Annotated in this window: 28 protein-coding genes and 1 tRNA gene; 17 read left to right on the top strand and 12 right to left on the bottom strand. The window is 69.9% G+C overall.

Annotated elements, in window-relative coordinates; translation table 11 throughout:
• The first annotated feature begins 83 nt into the window (after positions 1-83).
• Positions 84-446 carry a DUF5518 domain-containing protein gene (locus FGM06_RS00375; protein ID WP_144796370.1) on the top strand — a complete coding sequence of 121 codons (363 nt, stop codon included), beginning with the start codon at positions 84-86 and terminating at the stop codon, positions 444-446.
• A 59-nt stretch (positions 447-505) separates the two neighbouring features.
• On the opposite strand, the gene FGM06_RS00370 is transcribed toward FGM06_RS00375, so the two are convergent.
• Positions 506-979 (bottom strand): redoxin domain-containing protein, encoded by a 474-nt coding sequence (locus FGM06_RS00370; RefSeq protein ID WP_144796368.1) that lies wholly within the window; start codon positions 977-979, stop codon positions 506-508.
• Between the two features lie 80 nt (positions 980-1,059).
• The gene (locus FGM06_RS00365; RefSeq protein ID WP_144796366.1) at positions 1,060-1,563 is read right to left on the bottom strand and encodes a DUF367 family protein; all 504 of its coding nucleotides are present in this window, start codon (positions 1,561-1,563) and stop codon (positions 1,060-1,062) included.
• A gap of 393 nt (positions 1,564-1,956) precedes the next feature.
• Here FGM06_RS00365 and FGM06_RS00360 point away from each other — a divergent pair, with 393 nt between their 5' ends.
• Positions 1,957-2,733 carry a coenzyme F420-0:L-glutamate ligase gene (locus FGM06_RS00360; protein ID WP_144796364.1) on the top strand — a complete coding sequence of 259 codons (777 nt, stop codon included), beginning with the start codon at positions 1,957-1,959 and terminating at the stop codon, positions 2,731-2,733.
• Between the two features lies 1 nt (position 2,734).
• Positions 2,735-3,718 (top strand): 5,10-methylenetetrahydromethanopterin reductase, encoded by a 984-nt coding sequence (locus tag FGM06_RS00355; RefSeq protein ID WP_144798486.1) that lies wholly within the window; start codon positions 2,735-2,737, stop codon positions 3,716-3,718.
• Positions 3,719-3,725: 7 nt separating this feature from the next.
• On the opposite strand, the gene FGM06_RS00350 is transcribed toward FGM06_RS00355, so the two are convergent.
• Complete coding sequence (locus FGM06_RS00350) at positions 3,726-3,965, bottom strand: hypothetical protein (protein ID WP_144796362.1); 240 nt, start codon at positions 3,963-3,965, stop codon at positions 3,726-3,728.
• A gap of 168 nt (positions 3,966-4,133) precedes the next feature.
• On the opposite strand from FGM06_RS00350, the gene FGM06_RS00345 reads away from it, so the two are divergent.
• From FGM06_RS00345 to FGM06_RS00320, 6 genes are all read left to right on the top strand, one after another.
• Complete coding sequence (locus FGM06_RS00345) at positions 4,134-6,008, top strand: site-2 protease family protein (RefSeq protein WP_144796360.1); 1,875 nt, start codon at positions 4,134-4,136, stop codon at positions 6,006-6,008.
• Between the two features lie 58 nt (positions 6,009-6,066).
• Positions 6,067-7,392 carry an ornithine cyclodeaminase gene (locus tag FGM06_RS00340; RefSeq protein WP_144796358.1) on the top strand — a complete coding sequence of 442 codons (1,326 nt, stop codon included), beginning with the start codon at positions 6,067-6,069 and terminating at the stop codon, positions 7,390-7,392.
• Entirely contained in the window at positions 7,389-7,934 is a 546-nt protein-coding gene (locus FGM06_RS00335) for a GNAT family N-acetyltransferase (protein WP_144796356.1), read from the top strand. The genes FGM06_RS00340 and FGM06_RS00335 overlap by 4 nt, the downstream gene beginning before the upstream one ends.
• A gap of 71 nt (positions 7,935-8,005) precedes the next feature.
• Positions 8,006-8,431 (top strand): universal stress protein, encoded by a 426-nt coding sequence (locus tag FGM06_RS00330; RefSeq protein ID WP_144796354.1) that lies wholly within the window; start codon positions 8,006-8,008, stop codon positions 8,429-8,431.
• A gap of 107 nt (positions 8,432-8,538) precedes the next feature.
• The gene (locus FGM06_RS00325) at positions 8,539-9,411 is read left to right on the top strand and encodes a sulfurtransferase (RefSeq protein WP_144796352.1); all 873 of its coding nucleotides are present in this window, start codon (positions 8,539-8,541) and stop codon (positions 9,409-9,411) included.
• A gap of 164 nt (positions 9,412-9,575) precedes the next feature.
• Positions 9,576-9,809 (top strand): YgaP family membrane protein, encoded by a 234-nt coding sequence (locus FGM06_RS00320; protein ID WP_144796350.1) that lies wholly within the window; start codon positions 9,576-9,578, stop codon positions 9,807-9,809.
• A 149-nt stretch (positions 9,810-9,958) separates the two neighbouring features.
• Here FGM06_RS00320 and FGM06_RS00315 read toward each other — a convergent pair whose 3' ends face one another.
• A complete protein-coding gene (locus tag FGM06_RS00315; RefSeq protein WP_144796348.1) occupies positions 9,959-10,546 on the bottom strand; it encodes an NAD(P)/FAD-dependent oxidoreductase in 588 nt (195 codons plus the stop codon).
• Positions 10,547-10,686: 140 nt separating this feature from the next.
• On the bottom strand, positions 10,687-11,562 hold the full coding sequence (locus FGM06_RS00310) for a hypothetical protein (protein ID WP_144796346.1): 876 nt from the start codon (positions 11,560-11,562) through the stop codon (positions 10,687-10,689).
• Positions 11,563-11,714: 152 nt separating this feature from the next.
• On the opposite strand from FGM06_RS00310, the gene FGM06_RS00305 reads away from it, so the two are divergent.
• From FGM06_RS00305 to FGM06_RS00275, 7 genes are all read left to right on the top strand, one after another.
• Positions 11,715-11,788: transfer RNA gene (locus tag FGM06_RS00305), tRNA-Tyr, on the top strand.
• Between the two features lie 351 nt (positions 11,789-12,139).
• Positions 12,140-12,658, top strand: a complete 519-nt coding sequence (locus tag FGM06_RS00300; RefSeq protein WP_144796344.1) for a hypothetical protein — start codon at positions 12,140-12,142, stop codon at positions 12,656-12,658.
• 121 nt (positions 12,659-12,779) lie between these two features.
• Positions 12,780-13,322: a hypothetical protein gene (locus tag FGM06_RS00295; RefSeq protein WP_241662504.1), complete on the top strand. Its 543-nt coding sequence runs from the start codon at positions 12,780-12,782 to the stop codon at positions 13,320-13,322.
• On the top strand, positions 13,312-13,704 hold the full coding sequence (locus tag FGM06_RS00290) for a hypothetical protein (protein ID WP_144796340.1): 393 nt from the start codon (positions 13,312-13,314) through the stop codon (positions 13,702-13,704). Before FGM06_RS00295 ends, FGM06_RS00290 begins: the two co-directional genes overlap by 11 nt.
• Positions 13,701-14,999 carry a helix-hairpin-helix domain-containing protein gene (locus FGM06_RS00285; protein WP_144796338.1) on the top strand — a complete coding sequence of 433 codons (1,299 nt, stop codon included), beginning with the start codon at positions 13,701-13,703 and terminating at the stop codon, positions 14,997-14,999. The genes FGM06_RS00290 and FGM06_RS00285 overlap by 4 nt, the downstream gene beginning before the upstream one ends.
• A complete protein-coding gene (locus FGM06_RS00280; protein WP_144796336.1) occupies positions 14,996-15,298 on the top strand; it encodes a hypothetical protein in 303 nt (100 codons plus the stop codon). Before FGM06_RS00285 ends, FGM06_RS00280 begins: the two co-directional genes overlap by 4 nt.
• Positions 15,299-15,373: 75 nt before the next feature.
• Positions 15,374-15,847 (top strand): universal stress protein, encoded by a 474-nt coding sequence (locus tag FGM06_RS00275; RefSeq protein WP_144796334.1) that lies wholly within the window; start codon positions 15,374-15,376, stop codon positions 15,845-15,847.
• A gap of 6 nt (positions 15,848-15,853) precedes the next feature.
• Here FGM06_RS00275 and FGM06_RS00270 read toward each other — a convergent pair whose 3' ends face one another.
• The 6 genes from FGM06_RS00270 to FGM06_RS00240 form a co-directional block, all read right to left on the bottom strand.
• Positions 15,854-16,495: a DJ-1/PfpI family protein gene (locus FGM06_RS00270; protein WP_144796332.1), complete on the bottom strand. Its 642-nt coding sequence runs from the start codon at positions 16,493-16,495 to the stop codon at positions 15,854-15,856.
• 85 nt (positions 16,496-16,580) lie between these two features.
• Positions 16,581-19,808, bottom strand: coding sequence for a carbamoyl-phosphate synthase large subunit (carB, locus tag FGM06_RS00265; protein WP_144796330.1), 3,228 nt, complete (start codon positions 19,806-19,808; stop codon positions 16,581-16,583).
• 354 nt (positions 19,809-20,162) lie between these two features.
• Positions 20,163-20,378 carry a hypothetical protein gene (locus FGM06_RS00255; protein WP_144796328.1) on the bottom strand — a complete coding sequence of 72 codons (216 nt, stop codon included), beginning with the start codon at positions 20,376-20,378 and terminating at the stop codon, positions 20,163-20,165.
• A 142-nt stretch (positions 20,379-20,520) separates the two neighbouring features.
• Positions 20,521-21,054 (bottom strand): DUF5815 family protein, encoded by a 534-nt coding sequence (locus tag FGM06_RS00250; protein ID WP_144796326.1) that lies wholly within the window; start codon positions 21,052-21,054, stop codon positions 20,521-20,523.
• An 80-nt stretch (positions 21,055-21,134) separates the two neighbouring features.
• A complete protein-coding gene (locus FGM06_RS00245; RefSeq protein WP_144796324.1) occupies positions 21,135-21,368 on the bottom strand; it encodes a hypothetical protein in 234 nt (77 codons plus the stop codon).
• A gap of 76 nt (positions 21,369-21,444) precedes the next feature.
• Complete coding sequence (locus FGM06_RS00240; protein WP_144796322.1) at positions 21,445-23,667, bottom strand: CDC48 family AAA ATPase; 2,223 nt, start codon at positions 23,665-23,667, stop codon at positions 21,445-21,447.
• A gap of 282 nt (positions 23,668-23,949) precedes the next feature.
• Here FGM06_RS00240 and larC point away from each other — a divergent pair, with 282 nt between their 5' ends.
• Complete coding sequence (gene larC / locus FGM06_RS00235; RefSeq protein WP_144796320.1) at positions 23,950-25,368, top strand: nickel pincer cofactor biosynthesis protein LarC; 1,419 nt, start codon at positions 23,950-23,952, stop codon at positions 25,366-25,368.
• A 39-nt stretch (positions 25,369-25,407) separates the two neighbouring features.
• Here larC and FGM06_RS00230 read toward each other — a convergent pair whose 3' ends face one another.
• Positions 25,408-25,749 (bottom strand): hypothetical protein, encoded by a 342-nt coding sequence (locus FGM06_RS00230; RefSeq protein WP_144796317.1) that lies wholly within the window; start codon positions 25,747-25,749, stop codon positions 25,408-25,410.

Below are 25,749 nucleotides of genomic sequence, written 5' to 3'. Positions count from 1 at the left end.
GGAGATAGCGGTCTGAGCGGCTTAAATCCCGACGGCCGTGCCGTCCCGGCGAATACTTACCTCGCGACCGGCTATCGTCGGGCATGACAGACTGGCGCGCCGTCGGCTACGGGTTCGTCGTGATGCTTATCGCCGGACTGCTCGCGACGTTCGCGCCGGTGGTCGGGCACGTCGGTGCGGGACTGATCGGCGGGTTCGTCGCCGGCTACGTCGCCGGCGGGGGACTCCTCTCCGGGACGTGGCACGGCCTGCTGGCCGGCTCCGTGAGCGGCGTCGCCGTCACCCTGCTTCTGGCCGCGTTCGGCGGGCTCGTGGGGCTCGCCGGCGGACCGATCGGAAGCCTTCTGGGAGGCGCCGGGGTCCTCGTCGTCGGCCTGTTCCTGACCTTCCTGTTCGCGATCGACTCGGCGCTGGCGGGGGCCATCGGCGGCGTGCTCGGCGACTGAAAAAAGCGCGTTCGGTACCGGGACAGTTCGGGAAGCGGACCGCGGGCGCTCGCCGGAATTCAGACGGACCGCGCCGCGTCGAGGACCGCCTCGTAGTCGGGCTCGTTCGTCGGATCGTCGGCGACCCAGTCGTAGACGACCTCGCCAGACTCGTCGAGCACGAAGACGGCGCGGTTGGCGATGCCGTAGAGCCCGAGGGCGGCGATGTCCATCTCGAGGCCGTACGCCCGGATCGCGTCGCCGGCCGTGTCGCTCACGAGGTCGAACTCGAGGCCGTGCTCCTCGCGGAACGCGCCCTGCGAGAACGGGGAGTCGGCGCTGACTCCGAAGAGGGTCGCGCCGGCCGCCTCGAACTCGTCGGCGTGCTCCTGGAGCGCCACCATCTCGTTCGTGCACGGCGGCGTGAACGCCCCGGGGAAGAAGGCGAGGACCACCGGGCCGTCGCCGAGGTGATCGTCGAGATCGAACGGTTCGTGGTCGCTCGTGCCGACCGTCGCGGAGATTCCGGGTGCGGTGTCACCAGTGGATACCATCGCCCGTTGATACGTGCGAATCGTCCAAAAGGCTTGCCGCGAACCCGTTCGGATCCGGTACTCGCGTCGGCCGAGGGGCGCTACTCCCGGTCGAGGTACTCCTGTTGAATCGCGACGATCTCGGCGGAGTCCTCGCAGTCCGCGTACCGCCGGAGCGGCTCCTCGTTGAGGTCGAGGAACGTCTCGCCCCACGTGAACTTCGCCATGATCCGCTCCGCGTGGTCGGGCTCGCCGAGGATCGCGAGCGCGGCCGCGAACGCCTCCACCGTCGTGAGCCGCATCGGTCGGCCGAAGTTCACGGAGTTGCCGGCGACGAGGTACGGGAGCGCGCGGTGTTCACCTGGGAGGCTGAACATCTTCTCGCCCGCGGACTCCCACGAGCAGTCCAGCGCGACGAGCGCGTTCTCGCGGGCGAGGTCGGCGTCGGCGGGCGAGAGCGCGCGCTCGGCGTGCGGGTTGAGCACGACGCCGTAGGGCGTCGCGCGGTCCGAGCGGTGCAGCTCGGCGAGGTCGAACCGCGCGAGCTTCCGGGCAGTGCACTTGTCGGGATCGTCGTCGCCCTCATACCGGACGTGCAGGTCCACGGTACGAGATTGGCGGTTTCGGTTATAAGACGTGCGGAGCGGCGGGATACGGACGAGTATATATCGTCCGATACCGACAGATGGTGAACACCTCCAAAGCCCCAGCCGTGAGGCTGCCCCTTTGAGTCCCACTCCGCACAGCACCGCAGCCTCACACCTCCCCAGCCTCGCCGCTCGCTCGGGGCTCCCTACGGTCGCTCACGTCGCTCGCGGCGTCCCTCGCGCGTGCGACTCACGCCCTCCGGGCGTTCGTCGGCACGCGCCACCGCATTCAGTTTATAAGCGATTGTCCCAAGTGCGGTGGCGAATCCGCCGTTCTATCGCCCGAACCCGGTACCGTCAATCCGACCCGGTACCGGCGGGGTTTTTCCTCGTCGCCGCGCAGGGATCGGTATGGAGCTGTTCGCCGTCCCGGACCTCCCGGAGATCCGGGAGGGAGACGATCTGGCGGCCATGATCGACGAGCGCGTCGACCTCCGCGAGGACGACGTCGTCGTCGTCGCCAGCACGGTCGTCTCCAAGGCCGAGGGGCGGACGTTCGACCTCTCCGACTTCCCGGCCGGCCCGCGCGCGAACGAGGTCGCCGACCGGCTCGCGGCAATTTCGGGCGAGGAGAAGGACCCGCGCTTCGCGCAGGCCGTCATCGAGGAGTCGACGGAGCTGATCATGGAGGCCCCGTTCCTCCTGACTGCGACGCGGTTCGGCCACATCGGCGTCAACGCCGGGATCGACCGGTCGAACGTCCCCGACGGCGACCTGCTGCTGCTCCCGGAGCGCCCCTCGGAGAGCGCGGACCGGATCCGCGAGGGGCTCGCGGCCGACCGCGTGGTCGTCAGCGACACCTGCGGGCGCCCGTTCCGACACGGCCAGCGCGGGGTCGCGATCGGCTGGGCCGGCCTGCCGGCGAGCCGGGACTGGCGCGGCGAGCGCGACCGCGACGGCCGCGAGATGGGCGTCACCGTCCAGAACGTGATCGACGAGCTCGCGTCGGCCGCGAACCTCGTCGCCGGCGAGGGCGCCGGCGGCACCCCCGTCGTCGTCGTCCGCGACTGGGCGTTCGGCGACCACGACGGGTCTGACAACCACTTCCGCGAGGTCGAGGGCGACTTCGTCCGGCAGGCGTTACGCAACTGGCGCTACGAGGGCGACGGACGGAATGAGAACCACTGACATGCTCGGTATCGAACTCACCCCCGAACACGACCTGCATCGCCTCGTCGACCTCGGCGTCCGCGCCGAGGCAGCCGGCTACGACGCCGTCTACTCGACGTGTCACTACAACAACCGCGACCCGTGGGCGTTCCTCTCGCAGCTCGCGACCGCCACGGACACCGTCCGGCTCGGCCCGGGCGTCGCCAACCCTTACGAGACGCATCCGGTGACGCTCGCCTCGCGGGTCGCCACCCTCGACGAGCTCTCCGAGGGGCGCGCCGTCTTCGGGATCGGCCCCGGCGACCCCTCCACGCTCGCGAACCTCGGACTCGCCGACGAGCGCGGGCTCCGGTCCGTCCTGGAGGCGTTCAAGACGGCCCAGAAGCTGTGGGCCGGCGAGCGCGTCGACCACGACGGCACCTTCGACGCCAGCGAGGCGGGACTCAACTACGAGCCCCCGCAGGGCGCGTCGATTCCGGTCCACGTCGGCGGCGAGGGGCCGCACATGTGCCGGATGGCGGCGAAACACGCCGACGGCCTGCTGTACAACGGCTCGCATCCGAAGGACCTCGCGTGGGCCCGCGAGCAGGTCGAGGACGGGCTCGCCGACCGCCCCGAGCACCGCGGCGAGTTCGACCTCGTCGCGTACGCCGCCGTCTCGATCGACGAAGACGAGGACGCGGCCCGCGAGGCCGCCCGGCCGCCGGTGGCGTTTATCACCGCGGGCGCGGCGCCGCCCGTCCTGAAGCGTCACGGGATCGACCCCGACGCGGCCGCCGCGATCGGCGAGCGCGTTTCGGCGGGCGAGTTCTCGGCGGCGTTCGATCTCGTGACGCCGGGGATGATCGACGCCTTCTGCATGGCCGGCTCGCCGGAGACCGTCCGCGAGCGCGCCGCCGCCGTGTCGGAGCACGCCGACGGGCTGGTCGTCGGCTCGCCGCTCGGCCCCGACCTGGAGGCGGCGGTCGACCTCGCGGCCGAGGCGCTTGACGGATTATTTTAAAACAGCCCTACTCGGACCGGCCGCGTCCGCCGAGCGAGGGGAGCTTCACGCCGATCTCCTGTAAGAGGGCGCCGACCGCGGCGTAGCCGAGCGCGGCCACGGAGGCGACGATCAGGACCTGGCCGACGGCGACGAGCAGCGCCGAGAGCGGGTCGCCGGCGCCGAGGACGAGGTCGTTCAGGAAGATGTCGACGAAGCGGCCGACGTCGCCGACGATCCGCGAGACGAAGTCGATGAGTGCGAACATGGAGAGGGGTTGATCGGCGGGGTACTTGGGTGTTGAGTTCCCGGCCGTTCCTCGCCCGGGGCGCGATTGCGAGGCCGCGTCGGATCGGCTCGCCTCGGCGGCGATCCCGCACCGCGGCGGTTCCGGTAACCGAACGCCTTACACCGAACGGACACGGACGTGTCGGTAATGAACGCGCTGACGGACCTGTTCGCCGAGAACACGCTCCTGTGGGTCCTCACCGGTGTCCTCGCGTACTCCGCGGCCGCGCTGTGGCTCCGGGACCGCGGGATCCTCCCGGAGTCGGTCGGCGTCTCCGGCCCGATACTGACGCTCCGCACGCTCCGCGGCCGGGAGTTCCTCAACCGGCTCGCGGCGCCGCGACGCTTCTGGCGCGGGCTCGCGAACCTCGGCCTCGGCGGGGCGCTGGTCGCGATGGTCGGGTCCTTCTTCCTGATCCTCTCGTCGGCGGCCTCGGCGCTGAACACCGCCCAGCCCTCCGCGATCCAGCAGCCGCAGAACTTCCTCATCATTCCCGGCGTCAACGACTTCCTCCCCCTGTCGGTCGCGCCGGAGATCATCGCCGGGCTCGCGATCGCGATGGTCGTCCACGAGGGCGCGCACGGCCTGCTGTGCCGCGTCGAGGACATCGACATCGAGTCGATGGGGCTCGTCTTCTTTACGATTCTGCCAGTCGGCGCCTTCGTCGAGCCGGACGAGGAGGCGACGCAGGCGGCCTCCCGCGGCGCCCGCGCCCGGATGTTCGCGGCCGGCGTCACCGCCAACACGCTGCTCACAGTGCTCGTGTTCGCGCTGCTGTTCGGCCCCGTCGTCGGCGCCATCTCGCCGGCGCCCGGCTACGCCGTCGGCGAGGTGAACCCCGACTCGCCGGCCGAGGCCGCCGGGCTCTCGGCGGGCGACCGGATCGTCGAGGTCGGCGGGACGCCCGTCGACACCGCCGCCGAGTTCGAGGACGCGATCGGTGACGCGGGCGACACGGTGACGGTCACGGCCGACGACGGCGACGGGGAGCGCACGGTCGAGGTGGACCGGCAGTTACAGGCGGTCGGCTCAGCCGGCGGCAACCCGCTCGGCGTGACGGTCGCGGAGGCGCCGCTGACGATCGAGTCGGTGAACGGCGAGCCGGTGGCGACCGAGCGCGGCTTCTACGACGCCGTCGGCGACGCCGAGCGCGCCACGGTGTCGGTGCGGCCCACCGGGAACGCCGGCGACGGGGGAGCGAACGCCACGACCGCGGAGATCCCGATCGGCGCCTACGCCCTCGGCGTGCAGGCGGACGGGCCGCTCGACGACGCCGGGGCGACACCGGGCGAACCGCTGACGATCGTCTCGATCGACGGGGAGCGGATTCACGACGCGGAGGACCTCTCGGCGGTGCTCGGCGAGCGCGATCCCGGCGCGACGGTCGAGGTGATCGCGTACGACGGCGGCGACGAGCGGCGGGCGTACGACGTCGAGCTGGCTCCGCACCCGAACCGCGACGGAGGGTTCGTGGGCGTCACGGTGTTCCCCGGCTCCAGCGGGCTCGCGCTCGACGACTTCGGCGTCTCCGAGTACCCCGCCGGTGCCTACCTCGAACTGCTCGGCGGCGACGGCGGCGAGACCGCGGGCGACGGGGTCGCGATCGGCGGGCTGACCGACTCGCCGCTGGGGCTCGTGTTCGTCTCGCTGATCCTCCCGCTCGGCAGCCTGTTCGGGCTCCCGTTCAACTTCGCGGGGTTCACCGGCGACGTGACCAACTTCTTCGTCGTCGACGGGGCGTCCGGCGCGCTCGCCGGCGCGGTCTTCCTGCTCGCGAACCTCCTCTTCTGGACCGGCTGGATCAACATCCAGCTCGCGCTGTTCAACTGCCTGCCGGCGTTCCCGCTCGACGGCGGCCGGATCCTCCGGATGGTCGCCGAGGCGGTGATCAGCCGGATCCCGCTCTCCGACCGCCACGCCGCGGTCCGGACGATCACCGTCTCGTCCGGGCTCGTCATGCTCGCCGGGCTGATCGCGATGGTGTTCGGGAACCAGATCCTCGCGGCGCTCGGGCTGATCTGACGGGGGGATCGTCGACGGCAGGGGAAACGGGTTTCTCCGCGGGCCGAAACGGTGCGGTATGAGCCACGAACGCACCGTCGAGCTCGAGGGCCACATCATCGACAGCGGGACGATGCAGCGCTGTTTCGGCGCGGTGATGGACCTGGGCGGCTCCTTCGACGTGGAGCGGTTCGACGTGGGGAAACACGAGGACGAGGAGTCGTACTGCCGGATGACGGTCTCGGCCGACGACGAGGGGTCGCTGCGGGCGATCCTCCACGAGCTCCACCAGAACGGCGCGGTGCTGGAGGACCCGACCGACGTGGACCTCGTCGCCGCGCCCGCGGACAGGGTCGTGCCGCCCGACTTCTACTCCACCACGAACCACCCGACAGAGGTGTTGTACGACGGGGAGTGGATCGAGGTCGAGCGGATCGAGATGGACTGCGCGCTGGTCGTGGAACCAGAGCCGGACGCCGACGGCGACGAGGGGAGCACGGGAAGCGATTCGGACCGCGGACCGCGCGCGTACACGAAGGTGCTCAACGCGGTCGAGGAGGGCGACCTGATCGCGACCGACCGGTCGGGGATCCGGGTGCACCCGCCGGAGCGTCCGCGAAGCGGAGGCGGCGCGTTCGGCTTCATGCAGGGGGGCGTCTCCGCCGAGCGCCCCTCGGAGTCCACCATCCGAGAGGTCGCCGCGGAGCTCCGGGAGGTGAAGCGCTCGGGCGGGAACGTGATGGTCGTCGCCGGCCCGGCCGTGATCCACTCGGGCGCCGGCGACGCGCTCGCGGACCTCGTCGCGGCGGGCTACGTCGACGCGCTCTCGGCCGGGAACGGCTTCGCGACGCACGACCTGGAGCGCTCGCTGTACGGCACGTCGCTCGGGATGAACGTCGAGACGCTCGAACACCCGCGGAAGGGGCACAAACACCACATCTGGACCATCTCGGAGATCATCCGCGCGGGCGGGATCGAGGCCGCCGTGGAGGAGGGTATCGTGACCGAGGGCGTGATGTACCAGTGCGTCGAGCGCGACGTCGACGTCGTGCTCGCGGGCTCGATCCGCGACGACGGCCCGCTCCCGGACACGATCACGGACGCCGTCGAGGCGCAGGACGCGATCCGCGAGCAGGCGCACGAGGCCGACATCGTGATCATGCTCGCGACGCTGCTCCACTCGGTCGCCGTCGGGAACTGCCTCCCGTCGACGACGAAGACCGTCTGCGTCGACATCAACCCCGCGACAGTCACCCAGCTGCTCGACCGCGGCTCGGCGCAGGCCGTCGGGATGGTCACCGACATCGGGACGTTCGTCCCGAAGCTCGCGGAGTTCGTGCTGGAGGACGGGGACGTCGAGGGAGGAGATGACATCGAGACCGGGAACGGGGGCGAGGAGGCGTGAGCTTCTCGCTCCGTCCGTACGATCCCGCGACCGACGCCGACGGCCTGTACGACTGCAAGCTCGCCTTCGAGCGCGGCCTCGGAGAGAACACCGGCGGCGAGGAGAAGGCGGCCGCCTACGAAGGGAAACTCACCGACGAGTACCGCGATCGGTGGCTCGTGTGGGTCGATCGGTGCGTCGCGGACGACGAGCGCTGCGTGACGGTCGCCGTCGCAGAGAGCGGCGAGGGGGAGGAGGCCGGCGGCGAGACCGCCGGAGACGACGAGGTCGTCGGCTACGTCTTCGTGCTTCCCGCGCGGCTGGCGATGGTCTGGGACGCGGCGGTGGTAAACGAGCTGTACGTCGCGCCCGACCACCGCGGCACGGGCGTCGCCGACGACCTGATGGCCGCCGCCGTCGACCTCGCGGGCGACCAAGACCTCCCGTTGGACCGGGTCGTGCTCGACGTCGACCCCGCGAACGAGCGCGCTCGGGCCTTCTACGATCGGCACGGATTCGAGCCGTGGGGCGAGATGGTCGCGCGACCGGTCGACCGCGACTGAGGCCGGCCCGGAACCGCAGGACGTGAGAACGCCGGACAGGAGTTATATGCGAGCCGGCGCCATCTCCGGGTATGAGCTATCTCGTTGCGACCGACGGATCGACGGAGAGCGACGAGGCCGTCAGATACGCGGCGCGGCAGGCGGTCGCGTTCTACGAGACCCTCGAGATCGCCCACGTGTTGACGCCGGACTCGGAGCTCGTCGACGGCACGATCGTCCTCCCGGGCGAGGAGGCCGCGGTCGACGCCGGCCAGAGCGTCCTCGCCAACGCCAAGACGATCGCCGAGGAGGCGGTCGGCGACGAGTCGATCGACGTGGAGACGCAGCTGCTCACCGGGCGTCCGGCCGACGCGCTCGCGAACTACGCGGCCGAGGCGGACGTCAACGCGATCTACGTCGGGCACCGGGGGCTGAGCGCGGAGCGCGAGCAGGTCGTCGGCAGCGTCGCGAAGAGCGTCGTCGACAAGGCCGACGTGCCGGTGACGGTGATCCGGTAGCGTTCGCTCCGAGCATTCGGAACGGCCCGTCACCCCCCGCGTCAGAGACCACGGCAAGGACCACCATTACCGGGAGTTCAAAAGCGTCGCCCGCGTAACAGAAAGTGATGTCTGAGGACGTACTCGTCACGGCGGACTGGGTGGAATCGAACCTCGACGCGTTTCAGGAGGACGACGCCGACCTGCGACTCGTCGAGATCAACAATCCGACCGTCACCGACGAGTCGGAGTACACGCCCTACGAGGAGGGCCACATCCCCGGCGCGCTGAACTTCGAGTGGGACGAGGTGTTCACCGACGAGACGGAGCGCGACATCGTCTCGAAGGCGGACTTCGCGGCCCGGAACGGCGAGGGCGGCATCGACGCCGACACCACCGTGGTCGTCTACGGCGGCGGTCGCGTCCCCAACTGGTTCGCGCTGTTCGGCTACTGGATCTACAAGTACTACGGTCACGAGGACGTCCGCGTGATCGACGGCGGGAAGGGGTACTGGGTCGCCAACGACTACCCGCTCTCCACGGAGGAGCCCGACTTCACGCCGCGCGACTACGAGGCCCGCGGCCCCTTCGAGAGCGTCCGCGCGTACAAGGACGACATCGACAAGGCGATCGAGGAGGGGATCCCGATGGTCGACGTCCGCTCCCCCGAGGAGTTCTCCGGCGAGGTCATCGCGCCCGAGGGGCTCAACGAGACCGCCCAGCGGGGCGGCCACATCCCCGGCGCGAGCAATGTCCCGATCTCGACCACGCTGAACGAGGACGGCACGTTCAAGAGCGCGGACGAGCTCCGCGAGCTGTACTCGGACGCCGGCGTCGACGGCGACGAGTCGACGATCACGTACTGCCGCGTCGGCGAGCGCTCGTCGATCGAGTGGTTCCTCCTGCACGAGCTGCTCGGCTACGACGACGTCCGCAACTACGACGGCTCGTGGACCGAGTGGGGGAACCTCGTCGGCGCGCCGATCGAGACGGGCGAGTAAGCGGCGATCGCGGTCGCCGGCCGACTCGTCGATATTTCACATTTTTCGCGACTCCGGCGGGACGCCCGCGGCCCGGTCCGCGCTGATCCGATGCGACCGGTGCTCCGACGACCGGACTCGGCCGAGTGCGAACGTATATATGGTTGTGCGTAGTATTGTGCGGTATGAACCAGAACGTCGGATCCGCGGACAAGCTCGTCAGAACGGCTCTCGGTGCGGTGCTCGGGACCGTTTCGCTCGCAACCCTCGCCGGGGCGGTTCCCCTGTCGGCACTCGCCGCGCCCCTCCTCGGCGTCGCGTCGCTGCTCATGCTCGGGACCGCCGCGAGCGGCACCTGTCTGCTCTACTCGCTGCTCGGCGTCGACACGTGTCCGGCGTCAGCCGGCGGGTCGCGATAGGGCTCTCGACGGACTCGGATATACCCGCATCTGAGATTTGGGACGGCACTTCTCGACGCTTTTCGAGCTGTCGACGACGGTAACCCCGACTGTGCCGACACGGCGCTGACTGAAAAGGGACGGACGAGAGAGACGATCGCGAGCGAGCGTTACTCGTCGTCGATCAGGCCGCCGAACACGGACGTCGCGGTGTCGGGGACGTCGAAGTCGTGGTAGTGCTCGCCCTTCTCCTTCGAGAGGATGTTGAGGGCCGCGGCGGCGCCGTCGCCGGCCGAGATGACCGCCTGCCACTCCTCGGCGCGGACCATCCCGCCCGTGGCGTAGGCGCCGTCGACGCTGGTCTCCATCGAGACGTCGACGTCGACCGTGTCGTCGTCGCCGAACGCGCAGCCGAGCGACTCGGCGAGGTCGCGGCTCGCGCCCGTCGCGAGCACGAGGTAGTCGGCCTCGTACTCGCCCGACTCGGTCGTCACTGCGAACCCGTCGCCCGACTCGGCGACGCCGGTGACCTCCTCGCCCTGCTTCCGGTCGACGCCGAAGTCGTCGGCCTGCTGTCGCATGGTCGCGAGGAGCTCGCTGCCGCCGACCGAGCCGATGCCGGGGTAGTTGAACAGGTGCGCCTTGTGCATCCAGGTCTTGTCGGCGTCGAACAGGACCGCGTCAAGACCGTTCTTGCCCGCGAACAGTCCCGCGCTGAGTCCGGCCGGTCCGCCGCCGACGATGGCTACGTCTGCCATGGCGGTACTTCCCGAGCCGGAGTGATAAGGATTGGCGGAACCGGCGACGCGGGTGCGGTAGTCGCCGCCCGTCGGTGTTCGCGGAGAACCGTGCGGTCGGTGGCCCTCGGCGGAACGGACCCGTCGCGGCCCACCGACGGCTACGACGAGAAGTCGGAGAGCGACCCGTCCGGGTCGTCGGCGTCGTCTCGACCTTCGCCATCTGCCCGGTCTTCCCGCGCGCTCTCGTCGTCCCCTCCCTCGCCGATCGTCTCGGGCTCGTGCCACGGGTCGTCCGGGTCGACGGGCTCGACGGCGCGGTCGAGCTCGGCGGCGGAGTAGTCGCGCTCGTCGTCGAGCAGCATCGCGAGGCGCTGCCAGCGGGCGCTGTGCTCGCCTTCGCCCTCCGGCCCGACCCGCGCGCCGCGGGTCTTGAAGAAGCGCGTCCCGCGCCCCAGCTTCGACCCCTCGCCGGTGTGGCCGTCGAAGATCGCGTCGAACTCGCCGCCGGGTTCGAGGTCGCCGACCGGGAAGTCGTGGGCGGGCTCCTCGCCGCGCTCGCGGGCCTCGGCGCGCAGGTCGGCGACGGCCCGGAAGTACTCGTCGGCGTTGGGGCCCTCGCGGGTCGACTGGGCGCGGGCGGCCGCCAACGCGGCGTGGATCGCACAGAGGCGGCCCTTCCACTCGGCCGGCTCCCAGCGCTCGGTCGCGAGCTCCTCGTAGCGCTCGATCGTCAGCGCGACCTCGCTACCGGCGCGGAGGTCCTCGACGACGTAGAGGGTCAGCCTGTCCCAGAGGTTCCACGCGTAGCCGGAGCGCGCGAGCTCCCAGGCGGCCCATGCGGCGACCTCCTCGTCGGAGCGGCGCACGGCCTTCTGGAGGAGGCTGGAGACGGCGTAGCGGTTGTAGCCGCCGTCGGTCTCGTTCGGCTCCTTCGGCTCGCCGAAGTCGTTCTCGCCGGTCGCGTCCGGCGTCGTGTCGGTCTCCAGGCTCCCGTCCGACCCGAACGTCGCCTGTCTGTCGTCGCCGTCGGCCATACCTCCGCTCCCGCCGCGAGCGACTTAAAAACCGCGCGCGGCGGGCGGGGTCGGAGCGAGGCGGATGGTTCCCGAAGCGCCCGCGGTACGGCGGATCACACCTGCGCTGAAAGGGAACCCTTAAGTTGAATCCGGCGGCTAGAATACGGTAACCGCCCTTAGCTCAGCCTGGTAGAGCAGTCGACTGTAGATCGACTTGTCCCCCGTTCAATTCGGGGAGGGCGGACTGAACCTCTGCACCCGTCAGCGATAGCGAACGGTTGCTGACCGGAAATTGAGACTGGATTTGAATATCGCTGAGCGACAGCGATCGAGTACTGAGCGTGATTTACCGCACGAACCCGACGAAAAACGATCGACCGTCGGACCGCGGGAATTCTCGATCACCACCCATTTAAACAGTCCGGGTTATCGGTCCTCGGTAAGAAACCGTGAAACGCCCGTAAAGACGCCTTAAATTGTTTTAGACGTATCTCAGAGATAAGCGAGGGACCACCGAACACCACCCAAAAACCGTCGACAACTCCCCTAATTTATTACATACCAGTTTAATATCTATTGTGATCATTACTTAAGAATGTCCGTAGGACAGGAGTTACTCGACGTACCGTTCCCCGAGATGGTGGCCAGCATGGGCCAGGGGATCGCGGACGCGCAGAACCAGTTGGACATGAACTCGGTCGAGGTCGCCAAGACGCTCGCGGAGACCGAGATCGAGGTCGTCCCGGCGATCACGCGGACGATCGACTCGAACGGCGACGTCACCTACTCCTCGGCGGACGCGATCGACGTCTCGCTGCTGCAAGCGGGGCTGTTCCCGACGTTCTATCAGTTCTCGGAGGCCGTCATCGAAGTCGAGATGGACATCAAGACGACCACCGAGCGGGAGACGGACATCGACGTCAGCGCCAAGGCGCACGCCGGATTCGGACTGTGGGGCGGCAGCATACAGACCGACGTGAGCCACAACCGCAAGTTCGGGAAGGAGGTCCACGGGACGAGCAAGTTGAAGACCACGATGGTCCCGGTGCCGGAGCCGCCGTACCTCTTTCCCGAGGTCGAGACCGTCGACAACCGCACCACGCCCGAGGAGTGATCGAATCGGTTCGCGGTCCCGCCGTCGAGAGAGCGGCTCCCGACGGCGACGCCTGAACCCCACCTGCGACAATCGAACCGCACCCGCGATACCGCCATCTATGCCACTACGTGCCCATCACGTGAGTCTGCCCAGTACCGCCCGCCGCCGACCGGACCAGCCGGTCGCGGACGTCCCGTTCGACGACCTCGTCTACCTGCTGGCCGCGGGCGTCGCCCACGCGCAGACCGCGCTCGACGCGCACAGCGCGGAGACGGGGACGTCGCTCGCGGAGACCGAACTCGAGGTCGTCCCGTCGGTCACGCGGACGATCGACACCGACGGGACGGTCACCGCGACGCCGGCCGCGACGGAGCGCCGATCCCTGCTGGAGATCGGGATCACGCCCGCCTGGTACCGGTTCAGCGAGGCGACGGTCGAAGTCGACGTCGACGTGCGCGCGACCGAACGCGAGGGCGACGACGGGAGCACTAACGGTGACCCCGCCGACCCCGCGAGCGGGCTCACGGCGAGCACGCAGTCGGTGATCGACTGGAGACGGTTCGACCGGGAGTTCGGCGCGAACGCCCGACTGGCCGCGCGCCTCGAACCGACGCCGCTTCCGGTGCGGGCCGACTCATCGACGGGGACCGACGCGGAACGCGGAGGCGACCGTGCCGACTGACGAGTGGCTCGCGCGACCGCTCTCGGAGTTCGTCCGCTCGGTCGCGTTCTCGGTCGCCGAGGGGCAAGAGGAGCTGGACCGCCGGTCGATGGCGTCCCAGCGCGCGCTCGAACGCGAGATCGAGAGCGGCGAGCTCGCGTACGACCTCGACGCGTCGTGGCTCCGCTTCGCCGAGGTCGAGGCCGACTTGGAGGTGACGCTCTCCGTCGAGGGCAAGGAGATCCGCGACCCGGAGACGAACCAGGTCCGCGGGTACAAGCCCGTCGTGAAAGCCGTGCCGCTCAACCATCGCGTCGCGGACGAGTACGAGGTGGACGCCGAGATCGCGAGCGAGGTCCGCCTCAAGATCGCGCCCGTGCCGCCGGAGACGCGTCGACCATGAGCGACGGGTTCGACGTCAAAAGCGACCCGTATCGGATCGCCGAGACGTTCCAGCTGGCGGAGGTCCCGCAGCTCGACGTCGACAAGCTCGACACCGTCGAGCGGGCGGCGCTCGAGCGGGTGATCACCGAGCGGCAGGAGTCGCTCGTCCGGCTCCAGACCGACGTACTCGACGTGCGGAGCGAACGCGACGCGCTCGAGCACCGGCTCTCGACGCTGAGCGACGACCGCGATCGGCTGCAGGAGCGCGTGCGGGAACTGGAGGCCGAGCGGCCGGCGCTGGAGCCGAAGACCGTCTTCTCGAACCTCGGCGCGGCGCTGGAGGCGGCCGACGACGACCTATCGAGCGAGCGGTACCGCGTCGACGACGTCGACTTCACGCTCAAGGCGAACGTGACCCAGACCGAGGAGGGGGTCCGGATGCACCTCCCCTCGCTGGACGAGTCGTCGCTCTCGGCGAACCTCAGCGAAGTCTCGTTCCGGCTGCGGGCGCCCCGCACCGAGCCGGACAGACCGGAGACGGAGTACGTCGACGTGCCGGAGCTGCGAGGGCTGTCGCGCGAGGCCGCGGTCCGCCGGCTGACCGCCGCCGACCTCGCGGTCGGCGCGGTCGAGCGCACCCCCGACCCGACGACGACCCCCGGAGCCGTCGTCGAGCAGTTCCCCGACGCGTACGCTGTCGCCGAGCCCGGATCGCCCGTCGACCTCGTTCTCGCCGAGGAGCCCGCCGCCGGTCCGGAGGCGACAGACGAATCGAGTACGGAGACGACGGACGAATCGAACGCGGATGAGGATACCGACGACTCGACCGACTCGACCGACGCTGACGCGACGGGGGGCGGCGACGCAAGCGTCGACGAACCCGCGGAGGAGAAGCCCGACGAACCGACCGACGCCGACGAGAAGGAGCGCATGGAGGCGTTCCGCCGCGCGATCGTCGAGGCCGATCCGGAGAACGGTTCGGCCGTCGCGGACCGGCTGCACCGCGCCGGCGTCACCGACCTCGAGTCGCTGGTGAAACAGGACCCGGAGGAGCTCGCCGAGCGGCTGTCGATCCCGGTCGAGCGGGTCCGCGCGTTGCAGGACGAGCTCGCCGGCCACGAGGAGTCGCCCGGGCTCGAGTCCGTCTCCGGCATCGGACCGACGTACGCGAGTCGACTGCGCGAGAAGGGGATCGAAAACGTCGCGCAGCTGTCGGCGCTCGACCCGGAGACGGTCGCCGAGATCACGCGGGCGTCGACGAGCCGGGCCGCGGACTGGATCGAACAGGCGGCCCGGATGACGGAGGGGCGGTGACCCTCGCGGAGCGGTTCGGCGCGTCGATCGAGGTCTCGGGACCGGATCCCGACGCGGAGGCGTTCTTCTTCGTGAAACGCCCCGAATCGGTCGACCACGACGCGTTCGTCACCGGGCTGCTCGGGCTCGTGGGGACGTCGGGCCGGCTCGTGCTCCACCACCGGTCGGGGTTCGCGGTCGTCCGCGTGTCGCACGACCGGGCTCGGCGGCTGGGGCGGCTCCCGTGGATCGACTCGATCGGCGGGGTTCGGTTCGATCCGGAGCAGTTCGCGGCGGTGACCGGCGCCCCCGTCGTGTGAAGCGCGGCCCTTCGATTCTCAACGCGAATATTCGCACCGACAGCGTATTTATCCCTCCGCCACAACCTTCCCGTCATGACTCTCGTCGTGGTCCCGGTCCGATTCCCTCCGTCGTCGCACTCAGCGGCGACGCTGCGGGAGGCCGTCCGCGTCGCCGAGGAGCGCGACGCCGACCTCACGATCCTCCACGTGGACCTGTATCAGAACTCCGGCGGCGTCTCACGCAGCGACCTCAAGCGCGCCGTCGAGCGGCGGATCGGGGCGGTGGACCGCGCGCGGTACGTCGTCCGGCGCGGCTTCCTCGTCGAGGAGACCATCCTCGAAGAGATCGTCGCCGAGAAGGCCGACGTCGTCGTCATCGGCTCGAAGCAGGCGGGTCGCTGGCGGCGGATGGTCCAGAAGCTCCTCTCCGACCCGGACATCGACTCGTTCCTCCGGAGCGAGCTCGACTGCACCGTGATCACGGTCGAGGCCGACGGCGCGACCACGAGCAACGAGGCCGGGGAGAGCGAGGCCGACGCCCCGCTTCCCAACGACGGCGACGACTGACCGGCGTCAGTCGCTCTCGCTCTCGCCCGCGACCTCGTAGCGGCGCTCGTACTCGATGACGGTCGCGACGCGGTCGGCGACGTCGCCGCCGAACTCTCGCTCGACGAGGTACAGGGCCAGGTCGATCCCGGAGGTCACGCCGCCGGCCGTGAGCAGGTCGCCGTCGTCGACGACGCGCGCGTCAACGACCTCGGCCCCCGACTCGCGGAGCTCGTCGATCGCGCCGGCGTGGGTGACGGCGCGCCGCCCGTCGGTGACGCCGGCCTCCGCCAGCAGCATGGACCCGGTGCAGACCGAGGCGATCCGCGTGCCGGCCGCGTGGTGGGCCGCGAGGGCGCGGGGAACGTCCCCCTTCCGCGCCTCCGCCCACGCGCTCGCCTCCTCGTCGCGCGCGTTCCAGCCGCCGCCCGGGACGACCAGCAGGTCGGGGACGTCGGCCGCGTCCGGCTCGGGCAGGGTCCCGTCGACCCCGACCCGCGTCCCGTGGCTCGCGGTCACCGAGTCGCGCTCGTCGAGGGTCACGTACCGGACGCGGCCCGCGGCGTCGCCGCTCTCGCTCGCGTACTCCATCGCGTAGTCGAACACCTCGTACGGGCCGATCCCGTCCAGCTCGTCGAAGCCGTCGTACAGCAGAATATCGACGTTCATACCCGCCCGGAGGGCGGCGGGCGGCTTGTGCGTTCCCCCTCCGGGCGTGCGGCGATTCCGTGCCCTGTCTCCTACCGCGACGCGCTCACTCCGCGGCGCCCCAGCGCTCGACGCGCTTCGGCCGGTCGGAGACGGCCATCACGTCGATGTCGTCGCCGGCGTGCTCGATCGCCTCCAGCGCGGCCTTCGCGGAGGCGTGCGTCGAGAAGTAGGTTATCTCCTCTTCGACCGCCACCTCGAGCAGGTCGCGCTGGCGGGAGACGATGAGGTCGATCTCGCCGCGCCTCGCGGCCTCGATCAGGTCCGTCGCGGTCGATAGCTCGAAGTGCTCGGCGTACCCATCGACCAGCGCCTCGCCTTCCTCGGTGTCGGGGTCCGGGAACTCCTCGGCGGAGAGGTCGACGACGGCGGTTCCGGACTCCGGGATCGGCTTGCCGGTGGAGTCCTGCGCCTTGTCGTACGCCTTGCCGAACGACCGAGCGGTGCCCATGACCTCGCCGGTCGACTTCATCTCCGGGCCGAGCCGCGGGTCGGAGCCCGGCAGGCGGTCGAACGGTAGGACGACCTCCTTCACGCTGCGGTGCTCCGGGATCTGCTCGTCGGCGTCGAGGTCGGCGAGCGTCAGGTCGTCCGTCATCACCTTCGCGGCGAGCTTCGCGATGGGGACGCCCGTCGCCTTCGAGACGAACGGGACCGTCCGCGAGGAGCGCGGGTTCGCCTCCAGCACGTACACCTCGCTGTCGACGTCGTCGCCGACGCCGGTCACCGCGAGCTGGACGTTGAGCAGGCCGACCGTGTCGAGCGCGCGGGCGATGTCCTCGGTGACCTCGCGGACCCGCGCCATCGTCTCGTCGTCGAGCGACCGCGGCGGGATCATGCACGCGGAGTCGCCGGAGTGAACCCCCGCGCTCTCGACGTGCTCCATCACGCCGCCGAGCAGGACGTCCTCGCCGTCGGCGACGGCGTCGACGTCCAGTTCGACCGCGTCGTCGAGGAACTGGTCGACGAGGATCGGCTTGTCGGGCGAGACCCGGACCGCCTCCTCGATGTACTCCTCCAGCTCCGCGTCGTCCTCGACGACCCGCATCGCGCGCCCGCCGAGCACGTAGGAGGGGCGCACCAGCACCGGGTAGCCGATGTCGTGGGCCAGCTCCAGCGCCTCCTCCTCGCTCGTCGCGGTGCCGCCCTCGGGCTGGGCGATCCCCATCTCGTCCATGAGGACGTTGAAGCGGTCGCGGTCCTCGGCGAGGTCCATCGCCTCGACGCTCGTCCCCAGAATCGAGCAGTCGAGCCCGCGGCGCTCGATCTCCGCCTCGAGCGGGTCGCCCACGTTCACGGAGGTCTGCCCGCCGAACTGGACCATCACGCCGTCGGCACCGGTCGTCTCGATCACGTCGGCGACCTCCTCGGCCGAGATGGGCTCGAAGAAGAGCCCGTCGGAGGTGTCGTAGTCGGTCGACACGGTCTCCGGGTTGTTGTTGACGACGTGCGCGTCGATGCCCAGCTCGCGCAGCGCGCGCACCGCATGGACTGCGCAGTAGTCGAACTCGACGCCCTGGCCGATACGGATCGGGCCGCCGCCGACGACCACGACGCTCTCGACGTCGGGGTCGACGCGGACCTCGTCCGTCGCGCCGGCCGTGTCGTCGCCCCGCAGGAACTGGGGCAGACGGGCCGAGTAGTAGTACGGCGTGGACGCCTCGAACTCGCCCGCGCATGTGTCGACCTGCTTGTACGTCCGGTCGGGAACCGAGGTCTCCACCTCGCTCACGTCCGCCTCCACGCCCCCGGCGGTCGCGGTCGCGGCGATCTCCGCGTCAGTGCGGCCGACCATCGCGGCCTCGGTGAAGTCGCCCTCGGCGGCCGCGGCGGTCCCCTCGGCGATGTTCTCGAAGCGCTCGACGTACCAGCGGTAGATGCCCGTCAGCTCGATCACGTCGTCGACGGCGTAGCCGCGGTCGAACGCCTCGAACATCGCGTACGGGCGGTCGGGGCTCGGGCGCTCGAGGTACTCGGACTCGAGCTCCCCGTCCGACACCTCGTCGAAGTCGACGGCGGGGTCGTACTCTGAGGAGCGGAGCGCCTTCACCATGCTCTCCTCGAACGTCCGCCCGATCGCCATCGCCTCGCCGGTCGACTTCATCGCCGTCCCGAGCTCGAAGTCGACGTCGTCGAACTTGTCGATCGGCCACCGCGGCACCTTCGTCACCACGTAGTCGATGGCGGGCTCGAAGGCGGCGGTCGTCTCGCCGGTGATCTCGTTGTCGATCTCGTGGAGCCGTTTGCCCAGCGCGACCTTGGCCGTGACCCGGGCGATCGGGTAGCCGGTCGCCTTCGACGCGAGCGCCGAGGAGCGGGAGACGCGCGGGTTCACTTCCACCACGCGGTACTCCCCGCCGGGCGTCCCGTCGTCGTGCCACGCGAACTGGATGTTACAGCCGCCCTGGATGCCCAGGTCGCGGATCACTTCGAGCGCGGCGTCGCGCATCTCCTGGTGGCCGTCGTCCGGGATCACCTGCGAGGGGGTGACGACGGTTGACTCGCCGGTGTGGATCCCCATCGGGTCGATGTTCTCCATGTTACAGATGATGATACAGGAGTCGTCGGCGTCCCGCATCACCTCGTACTCCAGCTCGACCCATCCCGCGATGGACTCCGTGATCAGTACCTCGCTGTTCCGCGAGAGGCGGAGCCCCTTGCGGACGCGCTCGACGAGCTCCTCGAACTCGTCGACGACCCCGGAGCCGGAGCCGCCGAGGGTGTACGTCGTCCGAGCGATAACGGGGAGCCCGCCGACCGCGTCGACCGCGTCTTGAACGCGACCGCGGAAGGCGTCCTCGTCGAAGTCGGTGACCGACTCGCCCTCGTCGAGCGAGATGGTGGTCGACTTCGGAACCGGCTGGCCCAGGTCCTCCATGCGCTGGCGGAACAGGTCACGGTCCTCCGTCGCGTAGATGGTGTCGAGCGGCGTCCCCATCACCTCGACGTCGTGCTCCTCTAAGATCCCCTCCTCGGCGAGCTCGGCGGTGACGTTGAGCCCGGTCTGGCCGCCGAGCCCGGCGATGACGCCGTCGGGCTCCTCGATGCGGATGACCTCCGCAATCGCCTCCGGCGTGATCGGCTCGATGTACACCCGGTCCGCGGTCTCCGGGTCGGTCATGATCGTCGCCGGGTTCGAGTTCACCAGCACGACGCGAGCCCCCTCCTCCTGGAGGGCGCGACACGCCTGTGCGCCGGAGTAGTCGAACTCTGCCGCCTGTCCGATCTGGATCGGCCCGCTACCGATGAGTAGAATGGTCCGGTCCTCGCTCATTATCGCGACGGAGTACGCTCATCGTAATAAGGCCGACGATAGAATACGAATCTCGCAGCGACTTTGCGATTTTCGCAAGGTACGTCGAGACGTACCGCACGTGATGGAGTATCATACGACCCGGTGACGTATCGGGACGTCGAACGCAAGCCGCCGACATGGCGTTTGCGACGCCCCCACCGCTCGGGGACGATCAGAAGCTGGCGGTCGTGGCGCCCTCGCGTCCGGCCGACGCGACGCAACTCGGGATCGGCCGCGAACGACTCGCCGCGATCGGCGTCGAGACCCGCGTGTTCCCGACCGCGGACCCCGACCGCGAGGAGCCGGCGTCGCCCGCGACGCGCGCGGCCGCGATCAGGTCTCCAGCCTGTACCGGTACGGGCGGTCCGCGATGACCTCGACCTCGCCGCGCTCGGCCCACCGGCCCAGCACGGTCGCGACGCGGTGCGGGCTGTCGATCTCCTCGCACTCGTCGGCGAGCGCGAGGATCTCCCGCGCCGTCAGCGGCTCGTCGGCCTCGGCGAGCACGCTGCGAATTCGGTCGTAGCGGTCGTATTCGCCGCCGCTCATACGTCTTACGTACGACAGCCGTACATATAGGGTTCAGTGAGACGCGAGTCGGACAAATGTCTGACAGGAGCGCCGAAACGGGAGATCTCGGCCGTCCGAGCCGTCTTCCGGGGCCCCGTTTAAAATCGACGGAGCACGGCGTTCAGGCGTACGGGTCCTCGGCCTCGAGGTCGCGCTCGGCGCGGTACTGCTCGACGAACTCGCTCACGTCGAACTCGACCATCTCCGCCTCGAACGCCGAGAGCGCCTCGTCGTCGTCGGCGTGGCTCACGGCGTGCTCCATCAGCTCGACGACGAGCTCGACGACGATCTCGTGGAGGCGCCGGGAGTCGAAGTCGGTCACCCACGCCATCGCGTAGCCGACGTCCGCGTTCTCGCTGGCGTCGTACGCGACGACGGCCTCCGGGAACTCCTCTAACACGACGCCGAGCAGGTGCGGGGTGTCGAACTCCGGCATCTCCTCGCTGGTCGTCTCGATCGCCTCGCGGAGCACCTCGACGAGGAAGTCGGGGAGGAACCGCTCGGGGGGATGCACGTCCATCACGACCGCGTGCGTCTCGCCGCAGTCGCACTCGAACTCGCGCATCCCGAGGTCCAGCTCGCCGGCCGCCATCGTCTGCCCGCAGGGCAGCTCCAGCGTGTTCTCGTCACCGCCCGGGACGCGCGGCTGGGACATGGCTCCGCTTGGTCGCTGTCGGGGTTAAAAGACGCGGAACGAGACGCTCGGGAGTCGCGCTCGCGGGCGACGGCGTCGGGCTACTCGTCGTCGTCCGCGTCGTGATCGGCCTCGTGCTGGTCGGTCTCCTCCTCATCGCGACCGTGCTCCTCGTCGTCGCCCCCGTGCGTCTCCACCTCGGCTTCGATGCCGATCTCGACGCCGCTCGCCTCGTAGCTCGCTTCCACGACCTCGGCGTCGTCGCGCTCGATTTCCAGTTCGTCGCTGTCGACCTCCACTTCGACCTCCACGTCGACGGTGACGTCGTCGGACATAGCCGTGCGTCAATACGCTTCCCAGCCGAAAAAACGGTCGGCGCGGGCGGACGGCCTCCGGAGACGGCTCCGCGGCTTACTGGAACCCGATCCGGCCGCCGGTGTCGCGGATCGCGTTTCCGCTGCCGCCCTTGAACTGCTGTTCGACCTCCTCGTAGTACGCGAGGATGTCGTCGTTGATCGTGGGACGCACCGACTCCATGGCGCGCCGGAAGTGCTTCATCTCGACCTCCTCGGCGTCGTCGTCGTCGCGCAGGGCCTCGATGGCGGCCTCGCGGGCGATCCCCTCGAGGTCGGAGCCGACGTAGCCGTCCGTGATCTCCGCGATCTCGCGGAGGCTCACGTCGGGCGCGAGCGGCGTGTCCTGGGTGTGGATGTCGAGGATCTGCTCGCGGCCCTCCTGGTCGGGCTGGCCGATCATCACGAGCCGGTCGAACCGGCCCGAGCGCAGCAGCGCGGGGTCGATCATGTCGGGGCGGTTGGTGGCGCCGATCACCATCACGTCGCCCATCTCCTCTAACCCGTCGAGCTCGGTGAGCAGCTGGTTGACGACGCGCTCGGAGACGTTGTTCCCCATCTCCTGCCCGCGCGAGGGCGCGAGACTGTCGAGCTCGTCGAAGAAGATGATCGTCGGGCTCACCTGCCGGGCCTTCCGGAAGGTCTGTCTGATCGCCTTCTCCGACTCGCCGACCCACTTCGAGAGCAGCTGCGGCCCCCTGACCGAGATGAAGTTCGCGTTCGTCTCGTTGGCGACCGCCTTCGCCATCAGCGTCTTCCCGGTTCCGGGTGGGCCGTACAACAGCACGCCCTTCGGGGCGTCGACGCCCATCCGGTCGAACTTCTCGGGCGAGGTGAGCGGCCACTCCACGGACTCTTGGACCTGTTCTTGGGCGTCGCTGAGCCCGCCCACGTCGTCCCACGAGATCTTCGGGAGCTCGACGAGCACCTCCCGCATCGCCGACGGCTCCACCTCCGTGAGCGCGCCCGAGAAGTCGTCGCGCTTGACGATCATCCGGTCGATCAGGCTCGGCGGGACCTCCTCGTCGTCGAGGTCGATCTCGGGGAGGTAGCGACGGAGCGCCTTCATCGCGGCCTCCTTCGTCAGGCTCTCGATGTCGGCGCCGACGAACCCGTGCGTCTCGTCGGCGAGGTGGTCGAGGGAGACGTCGTCCGAGAGCGGCATCCCGCGGGTGTGGATCTGGAGGATCTCCTTGCGGCCCGTCTCGTCGGGGACGCCGATCTCGATCTCGCGGTCGAACCGGCCGGGGCGGCGGAGCGCGGGGTCGACGCTGTCGACGCGGTTGGTGGCGCCGATGACGACCACCTGCCCGCGCGTCTCCAGGCCGTCCATCATCGTCAGCAGCTGGGCGACGACGCGGCGCTCGACCTCGCCCGTGACGTCCTCGCGCTTGGGCGCGATCGAGTCGAGCTCGTCGATGAAGATGATGCTGGGGCTCTCCTCCTTCGCGTCCTCGAAGATCTCCCGGAGCTGCTGTTCGGACTCGCCGTAGTACTTCGAGATGATCTCCGGGCCGGCGATCGAGAAGAACGACGCCGACGTCTCGTTGGCGACGGCCTTCGCGAGCAGGGTCTTCCCCGTGCCCGGCGGGCCGTGCAGGAGGACGCCCTGCGGCGGCTCGATCCCGAGCTTCGAGAAGATCTGCGGGTGCTTCATCGGCAGCTCGACCATCTCGCGGACGCGCTGGATCTCGTTCTGGAGGCCGCCGATGTCCTCGTAGGTGATCCCGCCGCCCGTCTTCTCGAACCCGGAGATCGGCTCTTCGCGGAGCTCGACGTCGGTGTCCTCGGTGATCAGACAGACGCCGTCCGGCTCGGTCTCCACCGCGATCAGCGGGATCGCCTGCCCGGGCGACCGCATGAACGGGTGATTCGTCGAGGACATCACGGGGACGATGTCGCGCTCGACGACCGGGCGCTTGAGGATCTGGCGTTTCACCATGCCGGCGGCGTCGGAGCCGAACTGGACCGACGCCTCCTCCGGCGGGGCCAAGACGAGCTTCTCGGCCTTCTCCGCCTCCGCCTTTCGGATGGTCACGCGCTCGCCGATGCCGACGTCGGCGTTCTGGCGGGTGAACCCGTCGACGCGGACCGTGTCGGTGTTCCAGTCCTGGCGGTCGGCGCGCCAGACCTTCGCGGCGGTCGTCTCCGCGCCCTCGATCTCGATGATGTCGCCGGGCGAGAGCTTGAGGTGCAACAGCGTGTCGGGGTCGAGGCGGGCGATGCCGCGTCCCGAGTCGTTCGGGTACGCCTTCGCCACTTCGAGTTGGACTTCGTTCATGGTTCCTCGCGGGGGTTACCCGTATCTCCAGCCGGTTCGGGAATAAGCCTGTTGCCCCTGCCCGTGCCGCCGGTCCGTCCGGGAGAACCGGGACCCGCGGCGGACTGTGTCATCATGTGACACGGTACGGACCCCCGACTTAAAACGCCGTCGTAAGCGTGCGTTTTCGCCGTCGACCCGGCCGGGATAGCGACGCCGGCTCCGGCCGCGGTCGCAGGGCGGTTCCGGGGGGCCCGCCGACGGATCCGGAGGTATTTGTCCCGCGCTCGCCTCCGGTCCGCCATGCGAACGCTCGTCTTCGACGGCCGGACCGGCGCCGCCGGCGACATGATCTGCGCCGCGCTGATCGCGGCCGGCGCCGACCCGGAGGTCCTCTCGCCCGTGACCGATCGGCTCCCGGTCCGGTACGAGATCGGGGAGACGACGAACAAGGGGATCCGAGCGACGACCGTCGACGTGCTCCTCGACGAGAAAGACGGCGACGGCGGAGAGGCCGGGGGCGATCCCGATCACGGACACGACCACGGTCACGGCGAGGACGACCACGGTCACGGCGAGGACGACCACGGTCACGGACATGACCACGACCACGAACACGGCGAGAGTGAGCGCGACCACGGACATGACCACGACCACGAACACGAGCACGGCGATCACGCCGAGGGAGCGGGCGTCCACCGCAGCTACCCCGAGGTCGTCGCGCTCGTCGAGTCGATGGATCTCCCTGCGTCCGTCGAGTCGGTCGCGCTCGACGCCTTCGAGCGTCTCGGGCTCGCCGAGGCGTCGGTCCACGGCACCGATCTCGACGAGACGCACTTCCACGAGGTCGGCGCGGACGACGCGATCGCCGACGTGGTGGGGGCGGCGCTCCTCCTCGACGACCTCGACCCCGACCGCGTCGTGGCGACTCCGGTCGCGACCGGCGGCGGCGAGGTCTCGATGAGCCACGGCGTCTACCCGGTCCCCGCGCCGGCGACGACCGAGATCTTAGCGGGCGCCGGCTTCTCGGTGGTCGGTGGCCCCGTCGACCGCGAGCTGCTCACGCCGACGGGGGCCGCGATACTGGCGGCGGTCGCCGAGGGCGTCGACCGCCTGCCCTCCCTCGACGTCGACGCCGCCGGCTACGGGGCGGGCGACGCGACCTTCCCGGATCACCCGAACGTCCTCCGCGTCCTCGTCGGCGACGGCGGTAGCGAGGGCGGTGCGACCGCGGGAGCGGACGTCGGCGGACTCGTCCGCGACGAGATCGCGGTGCTGGAGACGAACCTCGACGACGCCTCGCCCGAGGTGCTCGGCGGACTCCAGGAGAGCCTCGTGCGCGCCGGCGCCCGAGACGTGACGGTCGTCCCGACGACGATGAAGAAGTCGCGGCCGGGCCACCTCGTCACGGTCGTCTGCAAGCCGGAGGACGCCGAGGCGGTGGCGGAACGGCTCGCCCGCGAGACGGGGACCCTCGGCGTCCGACAGTCGGGCGCGAGCCACCGATGGATCGCGGAGCGTGCCTTCGAGACGGCGACGCTCGCGGTCGACGGCGACGCGTACGAGGTGTCGGTGAAGGTGGCGTCGACCGCCGACGGCGACGTCTACGACGTGAGCGCCGAGTACGACGACGCGGCCGCGGTCGCCGAGACCGCGGGGCTACCGGTCCGAGACGTGCTCCGGCGGGCGGAGGCGCGGGTGCGCGATCGCTTGGGCGAGTGAAGTCGGCGGGAGACGGAAGCGGGGTGAGACCCGGTTCGGTTACGCGCCGTCGACGAGTTCGACGCGCTCCGGCTCCACGCCGAACCCGTCACTCAGTCGCTCCGCGACGCGGTCGGCGACGCCGCCGGGAGCGTCTGCGTCGGTGTGATGCTCGGGGTCCGTGACCGGTTCCTCGCCGTCGACCGAGAGGGTCGCGACCGCCTCCACCGTCGTGTCGTTGAGCCCCGGCCGGACGCCGGCGATCGTCAGCCCCTCGACGGCCACCCCGTCGACGCGCTCCAGCTGTCGGCGGGTGCCGGCCGCAAGGTCGCCGCCGGCCGCCTGCGAGACGCGAACGCTCACCGTCGCTTCCACCGTCTGCGTGCGGATGGCTGCTGCCAT

This window comes from Halorubrum depositum (assembly GCF_007671725.1).
Lineage (GTDB): Archaea > Halobacteriota > Halobacteria > Halobacteriales > Haloferacaceae > Halorubrum > Halorubrum depositum.
The sequence above is the reverse complement of the archived record's forward strand: the minus strand, read 5'-3'. Positions and strand labels throughout refer to the sequence as shown.

Bases quoted from the DNA above. Each gene is read 5' to 3' on its own strand.
- FGM06_RS00285 (WP_144796338.1), top strand. From the start codon at position 13,701: ATGAGCGACGGGTTCGACGTCAAAAGCGACCCGTATCGGATCGCCGAG.
- FGM06_RS00245 (WP_144796324.1), bottom strand. From the start codon at position 21,368: ATGTCCGACGACGTCACCGTCGACGTGGAGGTCGAAGTGGAGGTCGAC.
- FGM06_RS00350 (WP_144796362.1), bottom strand. From the start codon at position 3,965: ATGTTCGCACTCATCGACTTCGTCTCGCGGATCGTCGGCGACGTCGGC.
- FGM06_RS00315 (WP_144796348.1), bottom strand. From the start codon at position 10,546: ATGGCAGACGTAGCCATCGTCGGCGGCGGACCGGCCGGACTCAGCGCG.
- FGM06_RS00360 (WP_144796364.1), top strand. From the start codon at position 1,957: ATGGAGCTGTTCGCCGTCCCGGACCTCCCGGAGATCCGGGAGGGAGAC.
- carB (WP_144796330.1), bottom strand. From the start codon at position 19,808: ATGAGCGAGGACCGGACCATTCTACTCATCGGTAGCGGGCCGATCCAG.
- FGM06_RS00370 (WP_144796368.1), bottom strand. From the start codon at position 979: ATGGTATCCACTGGTGACACCGCACCCGGAATCTCCGCGACGGTCGGC.
- FGM06_RS00300 (WP_144796344.1), top strand. From the start codon at position 12,140: ATGTCCGTAGGACAGGAGTTACTCGACGTACCGTTCCCCGAGATGGTG.
- FGM06_RS00230 (WP_144796317.1), bottom strand. From the start codon at position 25,749: ATGGCAGCAGCCATCCGCACGCAGACGGTGGAAGCGACGGTGAGCGTT.
- FGM06_RS00355 (WP_144798486.1), top strand. From the start codon at position 2,735: ATGCTCGGTATCGAACTCACCCCCGAACACGACCTGCATCGCCTCGTC.
- FGM06_RS00325 (WP_144796352.1), top strand. From the start codon at position 8,539: ATGTCTGAGGACGTACTCGTCACGGCGGACTGGGTGGAATCGAACCTC.
- FGM06_RS00330 (WP_144796354.1), top strand. From the start codon at position 8,006: ATGAGCTATCTCGTTGCGACCGACGGATCGACGGAGAGCGACGAGGCC.
- FGM06_RS00240 (WP_144796322.1), bottom strand. From the start codon at position 23,667: ATGAACGAAGTCCAACTCGAAGTGGCGAAGGCGTACCCGAACGACTCG.
- FGM06_RS00345 (WP_144796360.1), top strand. From the start codon at position 4,134: ATGAACGCGCTGACGGACCTGTTCGCCGAGAACACGCTCCTGTGGGTC.
- FGM06_RS00255 (WP_144796328.1), bottom strand. From the start codon at position 20,378: ATGAGCGGCGGCGAATACGACCGCTACGACCGAATTCGCAGCGTGCTC.
- FGM06_RS00320 (WP_144796350.1), top strand. From the start codon at position 9,576: ATGAACCAGAACGTCGGATCCGCGGACAAGCTCGTCAGAACGGCTCTC.
- FGM06_RS00250 (WP_144796326.1), bottom strand. From the start codon at position 21,054: ATGTCCCAGCCGCGCGTCCCGGGCGGTGACGAGAACACGCTGGAGCTG.
- FGM06_RS00270 (WP_144796332.1), bottom strand. From the start codon at position 16,495: ATGAACGTCGATATTCTGCTGTACGACGGCTTCGACGAGCTGGACGGG.
- FGM06_RS00275 (WP_144796334.1), top strand. From the start codon at position 15,374: ATGACTCTCGTCGTGGTCCCGGTCCGATTCCCTCCGTCGTCGCACTCA.
- FGM06_RS00375 (WP_144796370.1), top strand. From the start codon at position 84: ATGACAGACTGGCGCGCCGTCGGCTACGGGTTCGTCGTGATGCTTATC.
- FGM06_RS00310 (WP_144796346.1), bottom strand. From the start codon at position 11,562: ATGGCCGACGGCGACGACAGACAGGCGACGTTCGGGTCGGACGGGAGC.
- FGM06_RS00340 (WP_144796358.1), top strand. From the start codon at position 6,067: ATGAGCCACGAACGCACCGTCGAGCTCGAGGGCCACATCATCGACAGC.
- larC (WP_144796320.1), top strand. From the start codon at position 23,950: ATGCGAACGCTCGTCTTCGACGGCCGGACCGGCGCCGCCGGCGACATG.